The sequence below is a fragment of the Sphingomonas plantiphila genome (assembly GCF_046000505.1).
Classification (GTDB): domain Bacteria; phylum Pseudomonadota; class Alphaproteobacteria; order Sphingomonadales; family Sphingomonadaceae; genus Sphingomonas; species Sphingomonas plantiphila.
In genome coordinates, this window is record NZ_JBELQC010000002.1 from 325,845 (window position 1) to 340,733 (window position 14,889).

17 protein-coding genes and 1 tRNA gene are annotated in these 14,889 nt (G+C 65.5%); 12 read left to right on the top strand and 6 right to left on the bottom strand.

Annotated features, from left to right (window positions below; genetic code table 11):
• Positions 1-97 precede the first annotated feature (97 nt).
• Positions 98-1,447 carry a tetratricopeptide repeat protein gene (locus tag ABS767_RS13745; protein ID WP_408079298.1) on the top strand — a complete coding sequence of 450 codons (1,350 nt, stop codon included), beginning with the start codon at positions 98-100 and terminating at the stop codon, positions 1,445-1,447.
• Here the strand turns inward: ABS767_RS13745 and ABS767_RS13750 are convergent, their stop codons facing one another.
• From ABS767_RS13750 to serS, 4 genes are read right to left on the bottom strand one after another with little or no spacing between them, the layout of a single operon-like run.
• Complete coding sequence (locus tag ABS767_RS13750) at positions 1,448-2,473, bottom strand: potassium channel family protein (RefSeq protein WP_408079300.1); 1,026 nt, start codon at positions 2,471-2,473, stop codon at positions 1,448-1,450.
• A complete protein-coding gene (locus tag ABS767_RS13755) occupies positions 2,470-3,525 on the bottom strand; it encodes a peptidoglycan DD-metalloendopeptidase family protein (RefSeq protein WP_408079302.1) in 1,056 nt (351 codons plus the stop codon). The genes ABS767_RS13750 and ABS767_RS13755 overlap by 4 nt, the downstream gene beginning before the upstream one ends.
• 13 nt (positions 3,526-3,538) lie before the next feature.
• Positions 3,539-4,303 carry a 5'/3'-nucleotidase SurE gene (surE, locus tag ABS767_RS13760; RefSeq protein ID WP_408079304.1) on the bottom strand — a complete coding sequence of 255 codons (765 nt, stop codon included), beginning with the start codon at positions 4,301-4,303 and terminating at the stop codon, positions 3,539-3,541.
• The gene (serS, locus tag ABS767_RS13765; protein WP_408079306.1) at positions 4,300-5,577 is read right to left on the bottom strand and encodes a serine--tRNA ligase; all 1,278 of its coding nucleotides are present in this window, start codon (positions 5,575-5,577) and stop codon (positions 4,300-4,302) included. Before serS ends, surE begins: the two co-directional genes overlap by 4 nt.
• 91 nt (positions 5,578-5,668) lie before the next feature.
• On the opposite strand from serS, the gene ABS767_RS13770 reads away from it, so the two are divergent.
• The 5 genes from ABS767_RS13770 to ABS767_RS13790 all read left to right on the top strand — a co-directional run bounded on the left by ABS767_RS13770 (position 5,669) and on the right by ABS767_RS13790 (position 8,552).
• The gene (locus ABS767_RS13770; RefSeq protein WP_408079308.1) at positions 5,669-6,112 is read left to right on the top strand and encodes a host attachment family protein; all 444 of its coding nucleotides are present in this window, start codon (positions 5,669-5,671) and stop codon (positions 6,110-6,112) included.
• Positions 6,113-6,175: 63 nt separating this feature from the next.
• The gene (locus ABS767_RS13775) at positions 6,176-6,937 is read left to right on the top strand and encodes a hypothetical protein (RefSeq protein ID WP_408079310.1); all 762 of its coding nucleotides are present in this window, start codon (positions 6,176-6,178) and stop codon (positions 6,935-6,937) included.
• A 56-nt stretch (positions 6,938-6,993) separates the two neighbouring features.
• Positions 6,994-7,182, top strand: a complete 189-nt coding sequence (locus ABS767_RS13780; RefSeq protein WP_408079312.1) for a hypothetical protein — start codon at positions 6,994-6,996, stop codon at positions 7,180-7,182.
• Between the two features lie 439 nt (positions 7,183-7,621).
• The gene (dksA, locus tag ABS767_RS13785) at positions 7,622-8,086 is read left to right on the top strand and encodes an RNA polymerase-binding protein DksA (RefSeq protein WP_408079314.1); all 465 of its coding nucleotides are present in this window, start codon (positions 7,622-7,624) and stop codon (positions 8,084-8,086) included.
• Positions 8,087-8,180: 94 nt separating this feature from the next.
• Entirely contained in the window at positions 8,181-8,552 is a 372-nt protein-coding gene (locus ABS767_RS13790; RefSeq protein ID WP_408079316.1) for a PilZ domain-containing protein, read from the top strand.
• 122 nt (positions 8,553-8,674) lie between these two features.
• Here ABS767_RS13790 and ABS767_RS13795 read toward each other — a convergent pair whose 3' ends face one another.
• Positions 8,675-8,830, bottom strand: a complete 156-nt coding sequence (locus ABS767_RS13795) for a YdcH family protein (protein ID WP_408079318.1) — start codon at positions 8,828-8,830, stop codon at positions 8,675-8,677.
• Between the two features lie 138 nt (positions 8,831-8,968).
• Between ABS767_RS13795 and ABS767_RS13800 the strand changes: the two genes are divergently transcribed.
• The 6 genes from ABS767_RS13800 to ABS767_RS13825 all read left to right on the top strand — a co-directional run bounded on the left by ABS767_RS13800 (position 8,969) and on the right by ABS767_RS13825 (position 14,217).
• Positions 8,969-9,166 carry a YdcH family protein gene (locus tag ABS767_RS13800; RefSeq protein ID WP_408079320.1) on the top strand — a complete coding sequence of 66 codons (198 nt, stop codon included), beginning with the start codon at positions 8,969-8,971 and terminating at the stop codon, positions 9,164-9,166.
• A gap of 98 nt (positions 9,167-9,264) precedes the next feature.
• Complete coding sequence (locus ABS767_RS13805) at positions 9,265-9,726, top strand: DUF1465 family protein (protein WP_408079322.1); 462 nt, start codon at positions 9,265-9,267, stop codon at positions 9,724-9,726.
• A gap of 130 nt (positions 9,727-9,856) precedes the next feature.
• On the top strand, positions 9,857-11,248 hold the full coding sequence (gene rmuC, locus ABS767_RS13810) for a DNA recombination protein RmuC (RefSeq protein WP_408079324.1): 1,392 nt from the start codon (positions 9,857-9,859) through the stop codon (positions 11,246-11,248).
• A gap of 106 nt (positions 11,249-11,354) precedes the next feature.
• Positions 11,355-11,439: transfer RNA gene (locus ABS767_RS13815), tRNA-Leu, on the top strand.
• An 85-nt stretch (positions 11,440-11,524) separates the two neighbouring features.
• Positions 11,525-13,135, top strand: coding sequence for a trigger factor (gene tig / locus ABS767_RS13820; protein ID WP_408079326.1), 1,611 nt, complete (start codon positions 11,525-11,527; stop codon positions 13,133-13,135).
• A 155-nt stretch (positions 13,136-13,290) separates the two neighbouring features.
• Positions 13,291-14,217 (top strand): glycosyltransferase family 2 protein, encoded by a 927-nt coding sequence (locus ABS767_RS13825; protein ID WP_408079739.1) that lies wholly within the window; start codon positions 13,291-13,293, stop codon positions 14,215-14,217.
• A 43-nt stretch (positions 14,218-14,260) separates the two neighbouring features.
• On the opposite strand, the gene ABS767_RS13830 is transcribed toward ABS767_RS13825, so the two are convergent.
• The gene (locus tag ABS767_RS13830; protein WP_408079328.1) at positions 14,261-14,806 is read right to left on the bottom strand and encodes a hypothetical protein; all 546 of its coding nucleotides are present in this window, start codon (positions 14,804-14,806) and stop codon (positions 14,261-14,263) included.
• Positions 14,807-14,889 lie beyond the last annotated feature (83 nt).

Genomic DNA, 14,889 nt, shown 5'->3' on the forward strand with positions numbered 1-14,889 from the left:
CACCCGGCTAGGTCCGGTATCGGATGGACGAGCGATGATGGTTCCGGTTCAATGGCGGAGAAGGGCGGCACTCGCTGCGCTATGCCTCGGTTGGTCTGTGCAGTCCCCGCCTGCGACGGCATATCAGTCCGCGCGCCTGCCGGTTCCGCCCGAGGGCATCGCCGCATTCGAACGGCGCGACTATGGCACGGCGGCGGAAAGCTTCGTTCCCGCATTCGAGCGCTGCAAGGCCGAGCGTCCCACCGGTGACGCCTGCGCCGAACTGGCAAAGGCGGTCGCGGTGCTTGTCGCTACGGCGGGCAATGACAAGGTCGAAGACGTGATCCTTGGGGCTCAGCAATATATCGACCGCAATGTCGGGCCGGAAAGCATCGATGCGCTCGCAATGCTGGGGGCCGTGACCAGCTATTATGACCGCCTGACGAACTTCCAGAAATATCTTCCGGCTGCGGAGCGGCGACTGGCGGTTGCGCGCAAACTGCAAGGGCCGACGGGTCGCGTCACGGTGATTTCGGCCGTTGGTCTTTGTATCGTGCAGTGGAATTTGGGGCAGGGGCAGGCAGCGGTCGATCTGTTGTCGCCAATCGCGGGCCAACTACCGGACAACACCCCCGAAGCGGCGGTGTTGTCCGGTCGAGTCCATGAGTGTCTCGGCATGGCCTATTATTCGATGGATCGCGATCGAGAGGCTGAGCCGGCTTTCCGCAAGGCGCTCGCGCTATTCGAGCGCGCGGAGGGGGAAAGCGGCGAGCTGGCCCTCGACGCGATGGCCAGCCTTACAAACACCCTCCGTCGACTGGATCGGATCGATGAAGCCCGATTGCTGGCCGCGCGGATCGACAAGTTGGCCAGACCCGGTTCAAAGGCGCGCGAGCGGGTTGCCTGGTGGTCGAGCATCCCTGCGGCGGACCCGGTCGCAGCGGCGCGCACAGAACTCGCCAGTGTGGAGAGGCAATATGGAGCGACGTCACCGGTGACCGATATGGCCGCGGCGACGCTCGGCGTGGCCTTGATCGACGCAGGCAAGCTCGCCGAGGCGGAGCCCTATGTCCAGCGGCTGGAGGCTGCGGCAATCAATCCTGCCAACCCGGCGTCTTTCCGCATCAAGTTGCTGATCGGGCAGGTCGTTCTGACGATCAAGAGGTACCCCCAACGGCTGGATCGGGTCGTGCCCGTGATCGAGCGTCTCGTAACACTCGCGAAGCAATCGGGCGCGGGGAGCGATCGGCTGCTGATCGATTACCAGATGTATGCGGGAACCAGCCTTTTGCTGACCGGCCAGCCCGGGCGTGCGTACCCATTCCTGTCCGATGCGGGGGATTTGCTGATGATGCGGCTGGCGAGCTACAGCGATTTCGACGCGGCGGCGCAGAAGGAGACTCGCCAATATTCGCCGATCTTCAAGTTCCAGGTTGCCGCCTCATGGTCGCTCGCTGCGCGCCGGTGATCAATTCGCTTGCGCAGGGACGATCTCGACGATGACGTCGCCTTCACGCAGGCTCTGAGCCTCCTGCTCGAAGAAGCCGAAGGGCGCCCCGTCCCGATAGAGGCGGACGCCAAGTCCGGTGGTGATCGCGGAAAGCGGCTTGCCGAGTTCGTCCGGCGTCACGCACCGCTCCGACAGGTGCACGCGCCCGTCCACCGAGGCGAGGTCGAGCATGTAATCGGCGACGTGCGTGCCCTGGACCGATCCGGCGAGCAGCAGTCCGGCGAAGCTGACCGGATTGATGACGGTGTTTGCGCCGGCCGCGCGCGCGGGGAATTCATTGTCGTCGGCCTTGATTATGATCGAGATCGGAACCTTGGGCGCAAGATGGCGGGCGGTCAGGGTGACGAGGATCGACGTGTCGTCGCGACCGGTGGCGACGATCAGTGTGCGGGCACGGTCGATCCGCACTTCCTGCAGCGTCTGATCGCGCGTGGCGTCGCCCACGATCACGTTGCACCCGGCTTCCTCCGCGCGCATCAGCGCCTGTTCGCTGCCATCGACCACGACGATCGAGTTGGGATGGGCGCCGCGCGCGATCAGTTCGTTGACCGCATCGGACCCGGTCTTGCCGAACCCCGCGACAATGATGTGGTCGGTCAGCGTTTTCTGGATCTGCGCCATGCGCCACTTGTCCCATGTGCGTTTGAGGATGAACTGATAGGTCGTGCCGATAAAGATCAGGATCACGAAGATCCGGATCGGCGTCACCACCAGCGCGTCGAACATCCGCGCCCCGGTCGAAATCGGCACGATGTCGCCATAGCCGGTCGTGGTGATCGAGATCATCGTGAAATAGATGATGTCGAGGAAGCTGATCTGCCCGTCGAAATTGTCGCGCAGCCCCTCGCGGTCGAACCAGTGGAAGGCGACGGCGAAGGCATAGAGGCCGAGCACCGCGGCGACGCGCCAGGCGATCGAGACCCACGGGGACACGCCCGACTTGCGCCGGAGCGGGGCATGGGTGGGAAGGTTGCGACGGTTCAACGGCGGGGCAATCTCGGCAACGGATCGACGGGGGTGCGCCCCTGACGCAGTTCGAAATGCAACTGCGGGCGGTTCGTTCCGCTGTCACCCGACAGCGCGATCATCTGCCCGCGCTTCACCGCCTGGCCGCGCTGGACGAGCAACTGCCCGGCATGGCCATAGACGCTGGTCCAGCCGCTGCCATGCTGAAGGATGACTAGCCCGCCCAGCGCCGGGATTTCGCTGCCGACATAGGCGACGGTGCCGTCGGCTGCCGCCAGGATCGGCGTGTCGAGCGGCACCGCGATCTTGAGGCCATCGCTGCGCTCGCCGCTGGCGATCGGGCCGAATCGGCGGACGATCGTGCCGCGCACCGGCCACTGGAAGCCCCCGGTCAGCGTCGTCGGCGGGGCGACAGCGGCGCTCGGCGGCAGGATGCGTGCGGATGATGCGGTCGGCTTGGTCGGGCGGGCGCGCTCGGCGATCGCGGGTTGGCCGCCGGTGACGATGTCGTCGATGTCGAGCCGGAACGCCGCGGCGCGCTCTTCCAGCGTCATGGTGCGCGGATCGCCGGGGATCAGCAGGCGCATGCCGGTGCGCAGGATATAGGGCTCGGCGAGATCGTTCTCGGTCACCACCCGACTCCAGTCGACGCCATAGGCGCGCGCGATCGCGATGCCGGTCTCGCCCGCGCGGACAAGGTGATAGCGACCGCCCGGGATGGAGAGGCGCTGGCCGATCTGGATGACATAGGGCGGAGCGATGTTATTCGCGCGGGCGATCGCTTCGGATCCGGCGCCGGTCTTGTTGGCGATCCCCCGCAGCGTATCGCCGCGCGCGACGATATAGGTCGAGGCAGGGATCGCGCGGGCGTCAGGCGTGACCGGCTGAGCTTCCCAGGCCGATCGCGGCGCGGGCAAGGCCGGGACGTCCGCTTCCCGGCGCGGGGCCGCGGTAGGATCGACCTCGCGATATCCGGTGCCGGGGCCGGCCCGCTGCGGAATGCACGCCGATACCACCGGTGCCAGCGCAAGCACCGCCACCACAGCCTTCAAACGAACCTTACCCCCCATATCCTCCCCAGGATCAGCTAAACGTCGCGTTTAGCATATCAAGGGATTCGCGATGCGTCAGGTCCAGATGCAGCGGGGTGACGGTGATATAGCCCTGTTCGATCGCTTCGAGGTCGGTATCGGCGACCGGCGAGTGGGGCACACGGCCAAGGCCGAACCAGTAATAATCGAAGCCGCGCGGGTCGGTTCGCTTGTCGAGCTTGAGCCGCCCATAGTCGCGCAGGCCCTGACCCACCGGCCTGATCCCGCGAACTTCCGCCGCAGGAATAGGCGGGAAATTGACGTTCATCAGCGTGCGCGGCGCCCAGGTCGCTTCGATCAGCGGGCGCAGCACGCGCTCGCCCCACGCTTCCGCCGCGTCGAAACTGACCCGCTCGCCGGGCGCGAGCGTGGCGTAGCGCTGGCTGAGCGCGATCGAGCGAATGCCCGCCAATGCACCCTCCATCGCCGCGGAGACGGTGCCCGAATAGCTGACGTCTTCGCCCAGATTGGCGCCGCGATTGACGCCGGAGAGGATCAGATCGGGCGGAGCATCCCTCATGATCTCCGCCAGCGCCATCATCACCGCGTCCGTCGGTGTCCCGGTGACCGCGAAGCGGCGCTCGCCGAAGCGACGCAGCCGCACCGGCTCGGTCAGGCTGAGCGAGCGGCCCTTGCCCGATTGTTCCTCCAACGGCGCGACGATGGTGATGTCGTCGGACAGGGTGCGGGCGATCGCCTCCAGCACCTCGAGACCACGCGCATGGACGCCGTCGTCGTTGGTGAGGAGGATCTTCACTTCGCCGGTTCGAGCCGGTCGACGCCGCGCAGATACGGCTGAAGCACCTCGGGCACCGCGACCGCTCCGTCCTCCTGCTGGTAATTCTCCAGCACCGCGACGAGCGTGCGGCCGACCGCGAGCCCTGACCCGTTGAGCGTGTGGACGAAGGCGGGCTTGCCCTCGGCCGTGCGAAAGCGCGTGTTCATCCGGCGCGCCTGGAAATCGCCGCAGGTCGAGCAGGACGAGATTTCGCGATAGCGCGCCTGTCCGGGCAGCCACACCTCCAGGTCATAGGTCCGCGTCGCGCTGAACCCCATGTCGCCCGCGCACAGCAACATCCGGCGGAAGGAGAGGCCGAGTCGCGTCAGGATATCCTCGGCACAGGCGGTCATCCGCTCATGCTCGGCTTCGGACTGGTCGGGAGCGGTGATCGAGACCATCTCGACCTTTTCGAACTGATGCTGGCGAATGAAACCGCGCGTGTCGCGGCCGGCAGCGCCCGCCTCCGAGCGGAAACACGGGGTGAGCGCGGTGAGGCGCAGCGGCAACTCCTCACCGCTCAGGATCTGCTCGCGCACGCTGTTGGTCAGGCTGACTTCGGATGTCGGGATCAGCCAGCGACCGTCGGTGGTGCGAAACGAATCCTCGGCGAACTTGGGCAGTTGGCCGGTGCCGAACATGATCTCGTCGCGCACCAGCACCGGCGGCACGCACTCGTCATAGCCATGGTCGCCGGTCAGCGTGTCGAGCATGAACTGGCCGAGTGCGCGGTGCAGGCGGGCAGCAGGCCCCCGCAAAAAGGTGAAGCGCGAACCACCCAGCGTCGCGCCGGTCTCGAAATCGAGGCCGAGTGCGGGGCCGAAGCCGTCGTGCTCGCGCGCGGCGAAGTCGAAGGTCGGCTGGGTGCCGATGACGTGGACAAGCTGGTTGTCATCCTCGTCAGCGCCGTCGGGCACGTCCGCGGCGGGAAGGTTCGGGATCGCGGCGAGCGCGGTGCGCAGTGCTTCGTCCGCCGCGCCTTGCGCCAGATTGAGATTTTCCAGCGTCTCCTTCAGCCCGGTGACTTCGGCCATCAATGCCTGCGCGCGCGCCTCGTCCTTCGCGGCCTTGGCCTGTCCGACCTGTTTCGACAACTCGTTGCGGCGGCTCTGCGCCTCCTGCTGCTGGGTGGTCAGCGCCCGGCGGGCTTCGTCGAGCGCGACGAGCATTTCGGCCTGCGGCTCGGTGCCGCGGCGGGCGAGGGCGGCGTCGAACGCCTCGGGGTTCTCACGGATGGCGCGGATGTCGTGCATGGGGGCAGGCTATGGCGAGGCACGCGGGCGGAGGCAACCCGGAGCGCGCGGCGTGCGTTCATCGGATACACCATAACAAGGAGAAACGCCGATGCAGGTTCCCCATAACGCCATGATCGTGGTCGCCGACGGCCGCAAGATGCTGTTCCTGAGGAACGAGGGCGATGCGGTGCATCTCAACCTTCAGGTCGAGCGCAAGCGGGTTCAGGACAATCCGCCCGATCGCGAACAGGGCACCGATACGCCGGGCCGCAGCTTCTCAAGCGTCGGCCCAGGTCGAAGCGCCTATGAGGAGACCGATTTCCACCAGCTGGAGGAGGACCGGTTCGCCGCTGAAACCGCAGAGCTGCTGAAGAAGCGCGCGCTGGAGAATGATTTCGAATCGCTGATCATCGTCGCGCCGCCCCGCACGCTGGGCGAGCTACGCAAACACTATCACAAGGAAGTCAGCGAGCGGCTGACCGGGGAGATCGACAAGACCCTCACCGGCCATCCGATCGCGGACATCGAGAAGGCACTGGTCGACGCCGAGTGATCCCGGGTCGCCGCTGCCGATTATTCGGCGGCGGCGTCCTTCGCCTTGCGGTTCTGGAAGCGCTTGCGCACCACCAGCGCCGCTGCGGCGGCACCGAACAGCAGAACCATCGGCGGCGCGGGGACCGGCTCCGGGCCGCCCGACGAGGTACCGCTCGACGTTCCGGACGAAGTCGACGTGCTGCTCGACGTCGACGTGCTCCAGCCGCTCGACGTGCTCCACCCGCTCGAGGTCGAGGACGACACGTCGCCCGACGACGAAGCCGAGCTCGACGACGCCGACGAGTTGGACGAGGACGTGGATACGTCACCCGACGAGCTTGCCGAGGTCGATGTCGACGAGGACACGTCGCCCGACGACGAAGCTGAGGTCGAGGAGGAAACATCGCCCGAAGACGAGGCCGAGGTCGATACGTTGCCCGACGAACCGCCAGACGCGGAAGACACGTTGCCCGAAGATCCGCCCGAAGCGGAGCTGGTCGAGGACCCACCGGTCGACGACGTGCTGGTGCTCGAAAGTCCGCCGGTGGAAGTCGACGAGGACGAGCCCCCGGTCGACGATGACACATCGCCCGACGAGGTCGAGCTGACATTGCCGCTCGACGACCCACCGGTGGAAGTCGATCCGCCGCTGGAGCTGGAGGTCGACGAAATCACGATGCCGCCGCTGCCCGACGCGCTGCTGCCGCCCGACCCGCCGAAGAATCCGCCTGCGAAAAATCCGCCGGCGAATCCGCCGCCGCCGCCGCCGGTAACGCCGGTCGCCGCCGCCGCACCGCCACCACCGCCGCCGCCGACGATCGGCATTTCACCGCTCGACGCGTAGGTGGGCGGGGGGAGCGGGATCGCGCTTCCCTGCGTCGTCACCGTCACGACCTGGGGTTGGCACTGCGCGGTGGTCGTCACGGTACGCTTGACGATACGTTTGCGCAGCGGGCGCTTGACGACGCGCCGCTTGACCACGGCCTGCTTGACCGACCGCCGCTGTTCGACGCCGCGCTCGGCACGCGTTTCGGCAACGTGGACGGCGCCGCCGCCGATCACTGCGCCGCCACATGCGCATGCACATAATTTCGCCAAGGCCATCCGAACCGACATATCGCCTACTCTCTTGTCCTAGAAAGCCAATCAGGGGTTGCACCTGCCACACCCGGGCGGCTCATTGGCCTACAAGTGCAGAACAAACTATTAAGTTCAACTGCGTTAACCAGTTTTGACGGTGCTCCGGCGGGAATATTTGGTGGCAGCTGGCCTATATTATGGTTAATGTTCCGCCGGGGGACACAATGCCCATTTTGTTTACGCTTCTATTAACCATAGTCTCCGCGCGCTGCGGAAACCGGAGCGATCCGGTTCAGGGCGTGTCAATTTCCCGCGCGGCATGAACGGCTTGCCGCATGAATCTGAAGATTCGGTAGCTTGTGGTACTGAATTGGGCCGGATATAGGGCCCGCGGGCAATTGCGGGATCGCGTCGGCTTCGCCTTCCGGTTCCGGATGTGGAGAGTGGGATGGCGACCGTTTACGATCACCGTGACGATCCGGAAAAGACGCCGCAGGCCGCGAACGATCTGCCGGACGGCTATCGGCCGAGCGCGGACGAGCCGTTCATGAATGCCCGACAGCTCCAGTATTTCCGCGAGAAGCTGCTGGCGTGGAAGGATGCGATCCATCGCGAAGCCGCCGGCACGCTGACGCAGCTTCAGGTCGATTCATTGCGTGAGGCGGATCTGACCGATCGCGCATCGAGCGAAACCGACTGGTCGATCGAGCTGCGGACCCGCGATCGCCAGCGCAAGCTGATTTCGAAAATCGATTCGGCGCTGCGCCGGATCGAGGACGGCGAATATGGCTATTGCGAAGTGTCGGGCGAGCCGATCAGCCTCGCGCGGCTCGAAGCGCGCCCGATCGCGACGATGACCGTAGAAGCGCAGGAACGGCACGAGCGGAATGAAAAGGTTTCGCGCGAGGAATGATCTGCGCGCGGCGCTCGGAATTTCCGCGCCGGTTAACGCTTTGGATAGCGATTGCTGCTCTACTATCGCGCATTGGAGCGACCAAGAGCGGCACATGGACCAGTTTTCCACCGATCCCCTGAATGCCCATAACAGCGAAGATCCCGCGAGCCAGCGAACGGCTGCGCGAGACAGCCTGTTTCTGGCGGCGACGTTGCGGATAGACGGGACGGATGTGCCGGTGCGCGTTCGCAACCTGTCCCCTGGTGGGCTGATGGCCGAATATGCGGCGCGGGTGACGAACGGCACCCCGGTCGAGATCAACGTGCGTGGTATCGGCTGGACGCCCGGGCGAATCGCCTGGAGCGCCGAGGGGCGCATCGGGGTCGCCTTCGATCGTGAGATCGATCCGCTTCTGGCCCGCAAACCGGTTGGCAATGGCGAGCACACGCCGACCTACGCCAAACCGCGTCTGTTTCGCGGTTGAGCCGGGTTTAGCTGTTTCGGTCTTTCGTAGCAGGATAACGGTGATCGCGAGCGCCATCGATCGATCGGCGTCCCGCGTGCCCTAGGGCCGCCCCGCCGGAGCGGAGCAACCCGGCGCACAGTTCAGGACAGCGCGATTTCCTCTTTCACTTTGAGCTTTCGACGCTTCAGGTCGGCGATAATCATCTGATCGGGGCGGGGCCGGCGCGACTCGGCGCTGATCTTTTGATCGAGCGACGCGTGCTTGGCCTCCAATGCCGAGAGATGCGCGTTTTGCATGGAAGCAATCCTCCTGCTCTTGGTTGGGGGATTTGGGAGTAAATCACGATTCGCCGGCTTTGTCGCCCCTTGCGAATCGCCCCATCGACAAGGCAACGGCGTTCTGCGACGGGTCGAGTTCGACGATGGCAGGGGCTGATGGACGACAACGATATTCTGCGCCGACTCGAACTGCTGCGGGTCGAGCATCGCGACCTGGACGTGGCAATCGACGCGCTCGTCTCCACGGTGACGCCGGATCAGTTGCAGATTGCCCGGCTGAAGAAGCGCAAGCTGCTGCTGCGCGATGAGATCGCGATGCTCGAGGACCAGTTGATCCCCGATATCATCGCCTGAACCGGTCGCGCCGCTTTGGGACAGCAGGACGGTGCAAAATCCTGTTTCGTTAATGAACTCTTTCTGTCAGCGTCCATCCTATGACAGGGATCGGGGCCATGGCTGTCGAGGGTGCGGCGACGCGGGTGCATCGCCGTTTGATCGACTCGCTTTATACCGAAGCGATGCTGCTCGCGGATGAGGCGCGAAGCTATTTCGACGAGATCGGCCGCGAGCAGCGCGATCTGCTGGGGGCGATGGACCGGGTGGTGTTCTCCTGCGAATCGCTCAAGGTGACGACACGGTTGATGCACGTCATCGCGTGGTTGCTGACCCAGCGTGCGGTGGCTGCCGGGGAAATCGCCGAGCGCGACGCGCATGATCCGTCGCGCAGGCTGGGCGATGCGCCTCTGACCGAGGACGCGGCGCTAAACGCGATGCCGGTCGCGGCGCAACATCTGATCGGCGCCAGCATCGACCTGTATCGCCGGGTCGCCCGTCTCGATGCGACGCAGGAGCAGATCATACCCGTCACCAGTCCGGCGCGATCGATGCTCGATCGGTTGGCCCACGCCTTCTGAACCCGGCACCTCGCTCCCCGGATGGGGCGAGCCGAGCGTATTGGCCCTGTTGCGGTCGCCTCGTTCAAGCTATGTTCCGTTTTTTCGCCGGGTGCAAATTGTCGGGCGTGAACGTTGAGCGGGGTATCGGGTGTCGATCGAAATCGGAATTGTGCTGATCGTAGCGTTGGCAGTGGGCGCGTTGCTGGGCTGGTTTCTGGGGAGCCGCGCGGCGGCCGCATTGCGGATCGAGCGCGACCGGCGCGAGGCCGATTTCAAGTCGGCGATCGCAGACCTTGCCGCTGCGGAGGAGCGGGCGCGGGAGCTGCCCCAGTTGCGCGATCAGATCGACGAGATCCGCGATGAGCGTGACCTGGCCCGGCTCCAGCTGACCGAACTGCGCGCCAAGGCGGAGGGGTTCGAGGAACGGCTCGCCGAGTTCAAGGCTGCGCGCGAAACGATGGCCGGGCAATTCCGGGAGCTTGCGGGGGCGATGCTGACCGAAACGCAGGAGGCGTTCCTCAAGCGCGCCGAGGATCGGTTCAAGGAATCGGAAACGGTCGCGGGGCAGAATCTGAGGGCGCTGTTGCAACCCGTCAGCGAACGACTTCAGCGCTATGAGGAGGGGGTCGCCAAGGTCGAGGCCGAGCGAAGGGATGCGTTCGGCGAGCTCAAGGGCCAGATCGAACAGATGCGGATCGGGCAGGAGCGGGTGAGCCAAGAGGCGGCGAAGCTGGTCAACTCGCTGCGCAACGCTCCCAAGTCGCGCGGGCGCTGGGGCGAGCAGCAGTTGCGCAACGTGCTCGAAACCTGCGGCCTCTCCGAACACACCGACTTCATGACCGAAGTGAGCGTCACGCAAGAGGATGGCGGGCGGTTGCGTCCCGATGCGATCGTGCGGGTGCCCGGCGGCAAGGCGCTGGTCATCGACGCCAAGGTTTCGCTCAACGCCTATCAGGATGCGTTCGGCGCGGCGGACGAGAGCGAGCGCCAGACCGGACTGGCGCAGCATGCCGCCGCGATGAAGAGCCACGTCAACCAGCTGGGCAACAAGGCGTATTGGACGCAGTTCGACGACGCGCCCGACTATGTGATCATGTTCGTTCCGGGCGAGCATTTCCTGTCGGCCGCGCTCGAGCACGATCCGACGCTGTGGGACTTCGCCTTCGACAAGCGCGTGCTGCTTGCGACGCCGACCAATCTGATCGCGATCGCGCGCACGGTCGCGGCGGTATGGCGCCAGGAAATGCTCGCCAAGGAAGCGGCGCAGATCGGCTCGCTCGGCAAGGAACTGTACGACCGGCTTGCCAAGGCGATGCAGGACCTGCGCACCGTCGGCAGCGGACTGAACACGGCGGTCAAGAATTTCAACGCCTTCGCCAGCTCGATGGAGAGCCGGGCGCTGGTTTCGGCGCGCAAGCTCAAGGATCTCAACATCGAGACCGGCGCGCGCGAAATCGAAAGCGTGGCGCCGGTCGAATTGCTCGCCAGCCACGCCAGCGCGCCGGTCGAGGGCGAGGAGCCGTTGACACCCGCGGAGTGAGCCTGATGGGAGCGACCCGGCCGCCTCTTTCGCCGCCGAGTCGCATCACCCTTGCCCCCGGCACCCGCATTGCTATAGACGCGCCCGACTTGCGGTGTCCCTGAATGCGGGCGTGGCGGAACTGGTAGACGCGCTGGTTTTAGGTACCAGTATCGAAAGATGTGGGGGTTCGAGTCCCTTCGCCCGCACCAGTCCGTCACGCGGCGCCCGAGATTTGGGTGCAGGATTGGACGCCGCGCATCCGATTCCACTTCCAGAGCAGGAAGCCTGATAGAAATGCAGACTGTCGAGACGTTGAACGAGGGCCTGAAGCGCGCCTACACCCTGAAGATCACCGCCAAGGACATCGACTCGCGAGTCGATGCCGAGGTGAAGCGCGTGGCTCCGCAGATCCGCATGCCCGGCTTCCGCCCCGGCAAGGTACCCGCCAATCTCGTCCGCAAGATGCATGGCGAAGCGCTGACCCAGGACGCGCTGAACACGACGATCCAGGAAGGCGTGCAGAAGATCATCGCCGATAACAAGCTGCGTCCCGCGATGCAGCCCTCGGTCAGCCTCGACGGCGAATTCGCCCCCGGCGGCGACGCCGAGGTCAAGGTCGAGCTGGAAGTGCTCCCCGATGTTCCGACCCCGTCGATCGAGGGCCTGAAGCTCGAGCGGCTGACCGTGCCTGTGGGCGACGAAGCCATCGATGAGCAGATCCAGCAGATCGCCGGCCAGCAAAAGGCCTGGGAAGACGCCAAGGCGAGCTACAAGGCCAAGCAGGGCGACCAGGTCACCATGGACTTCGTCGGCAAGGTCGACGGCGAGGCGTTCGAGGGCGGCACCGGCGAAGCCATGGCCGTCGAGATCGGCACCGGCCGCCTGATCCCGGGCTTCGAGGACCAGCTCGTCGGCGTGAAGGCCGGCGACGAGAAGCAGATCGAAGTGACCTTCCCCGAGGATTATGGCGTCGACACGCTGGCCGGCAAGCCCGCGACCTTCGACCTCAAGATCACTGCGGTGAAGACCGCCGGCGAAACCAAGATCGACGAGGATCTGGCGAAGAATCTCGGCCTCGAAAGCCTCGACCAGCTGCGCACCATCCTGCGCGGCCAGATGGAGAGCGAGACCGGCGGCCTGACGCGCACCTATATGAAGCGCAAGCTGCTCGACCAGCTCGCCGCGGGCCATGATTTCCCGGTCCCGCCGTCGATGGTCGAAGCCGAGTTCCAGCAGATCTGGGCGCAGCTTCAGCATGAAGCCGGCCATGAGGAAGATCCCGAGGCCGCCAAGGCCGAGCTGGAAAAGGAAAAGGACGATTACCGCGCGATCGCCGAGCGCCGCGTGCGTCTGGGCCTGCTGCTCTCGGAAATCGGCCAGGCGAACGGCGTCGAGGTGACCCAGGCGGAGATGAACCGCCTGATCGCGCAGGCCGCACAGCAGTACCGCCCCGAAGACCAGCAGCGCTTCTTCGAATATATCCGTCAGGAGCCGATGGCGGCAGCCCAGCTGCGCGCGCCGCTCTATGAGGACAAGGTCGTCGACTTCCTGTTCGAAAAGGCGGAGATCAGCGACCGCGAAGTGACCCGCGAGGAACTGGAAGCCGCGATCGAAAGCGAAGAGGGCGCGGTCCCGCACGTCCATGGTCCCGACTGCGACCATGATCACGACCACAAGCCTGCAAAGAAGGCCAAGGCAAAGAAGGCCGACGCCGAGCCCGAAGCCGCCGCCGAAGAGGTGAAGCCGGCGAAGAAGGCCGCCCCCAAGAAGGAGGCCAAGGCCGAGGACGCAGAGGCGCCCGCAAAGAAGGCTCCCGCCAAGAAGGCAGCGGCAAAGGATGACGCCGACGGCGAAGCCAAGCCCGCCCCGAAGAAGAAGGCTCCGGCCAAGAAGAAGGCGGACTAACCGCTCCGTCGACGGCCATCCTTGCCCCGGCCCTTCTCATGGGTTGTGCCGGGGCAAGTGGTGTCGCACACTCGCCGCAATCTGCTTCCGCGACGTGCCGGGCTTCCCGACCGGCAGGGGATCAGGTCCGGCGTGACATGGTGGGGAATGGCGTGATCGAACCGCGCATCGCAGTAATCCTGCCCTGCTATAACGAGGAAGCCGCGATCGCGCAGACGGTCGCGGGCTTTCGCGCGGCCCTTCCGGATGCCGCGATCTACGTCTACGACAACAACAGTGCCGACCGGACGGTCGAGGTCGCGCGAGCGGCCGGCGCCGTCGTCCGCACAGAGCGTATGCAGGGCAAGGGCAATGTCGTGCGCCGGATGTTCGCCGACGTCGATGCCGACATCTATGTCATGGCCGATGGCGACGCGACCTATGACCCTGCCGCCGCATCCGCGATGATCGCGAAGCTCCGGGAGGAGGGGCTCGACATGGTCGTCGGTACCCGCATCCATGAAGCGGCGGACGCGTATCGCCGCGGCCATGTCCTCGGCAATCGCGCGATGACCGGGTTGCTCGCGCAGCTGTTCGGCCGCAGTTTCACCGACATCTTTTCCGGCTATCGCGTCTTCTCGCGCCGCTTCGTGAAGAGCTTTCCGGTCCTGTCGGCGGGGTTCGAGATCGAGACCGAGATTAGCGTCCATGCGCTCGAGCTCAAGATGCCGGTGGGCGAAATCGAAACCCGCTATCTTGCGCGGCCCGAGGGGTCGGCATCGAAGCTGTCGACCTATCGCGACGGCGCGCGCATCGCCCGTACGATCGTGACGCTCTACCGGATCGAGAAGCCGATGTTGTTCTTCGGATGGATCGCGCTGGCGCTTGCCGGTCTGGCGGTGATCCTCGCCGTGCCGCTCGCGATGACCTATATGGAAACCGGGTTGGTGCCGCGTTTCCCGACCGCCATCCTGGCGACGGGGCTGGTCATCCTGTCCGCGCTCAGCCTGTTTGCCGGACTGATCCTCGACACCGTCGTGCGGGGGCGGCGCGAGATGCGGCGGCTGGCCTATCTGGCGCAACCCGCGCCGATGGCGGAGTAGGCCGCGTCGTTCTGGACTGGGTCCGTTGCACGGAATTGCGCCCTCAGGCGGCGAGGCTCTCCAGCCTGATCCCCAGCTCGTCGATCAGGAATTCCTCGATCGCCGCGCGGATCATCGCCCGGGTCTCGGCGTCTTCGGCCTCGATCCAGCCTGCGATGCGGAGCGCTCCACGCACCGGCGCGACCGCCCATCGGACCGCGCCGTCCTCGACCGCGATCGCCCCGGTCTCGTACCGATGGACGATTTCCAGCGCGAACAGGCGTTTCGACAGGCGCGCAACCGCTTCGCGCGATTCGATTCCGTTCCAGGCCGCAAATGCGAATTCAAAGGGTTCTCGGGCTACAGCCGGCATCGCCGGGCGCGCAGCGACCTCGACGCCCGATGGAACGGCGCGACGGCGGGGGAGCAATCCGCCGAATATCGTCACCACGATCGCGGAAACCGGGATCAGCGCAATGCCGATCACCATGCCGATCCCGAAGGTCGCATCGTGCAGCCCGCCCACTGCAAAGAGCGGAATCAAGCTGACAGCGACCAGCGCGGCGTAGGACACGCCGAACAGGGTCAGGGTATGGGCGTTCTGGCGCATCTGCGCCGCCTCCATTTGCCGGTCTAGGGATAGTTTGAAGCGGAAGGGTTCAGAAATGGTTGAGCCGCTGCCCCGGGGAAGGC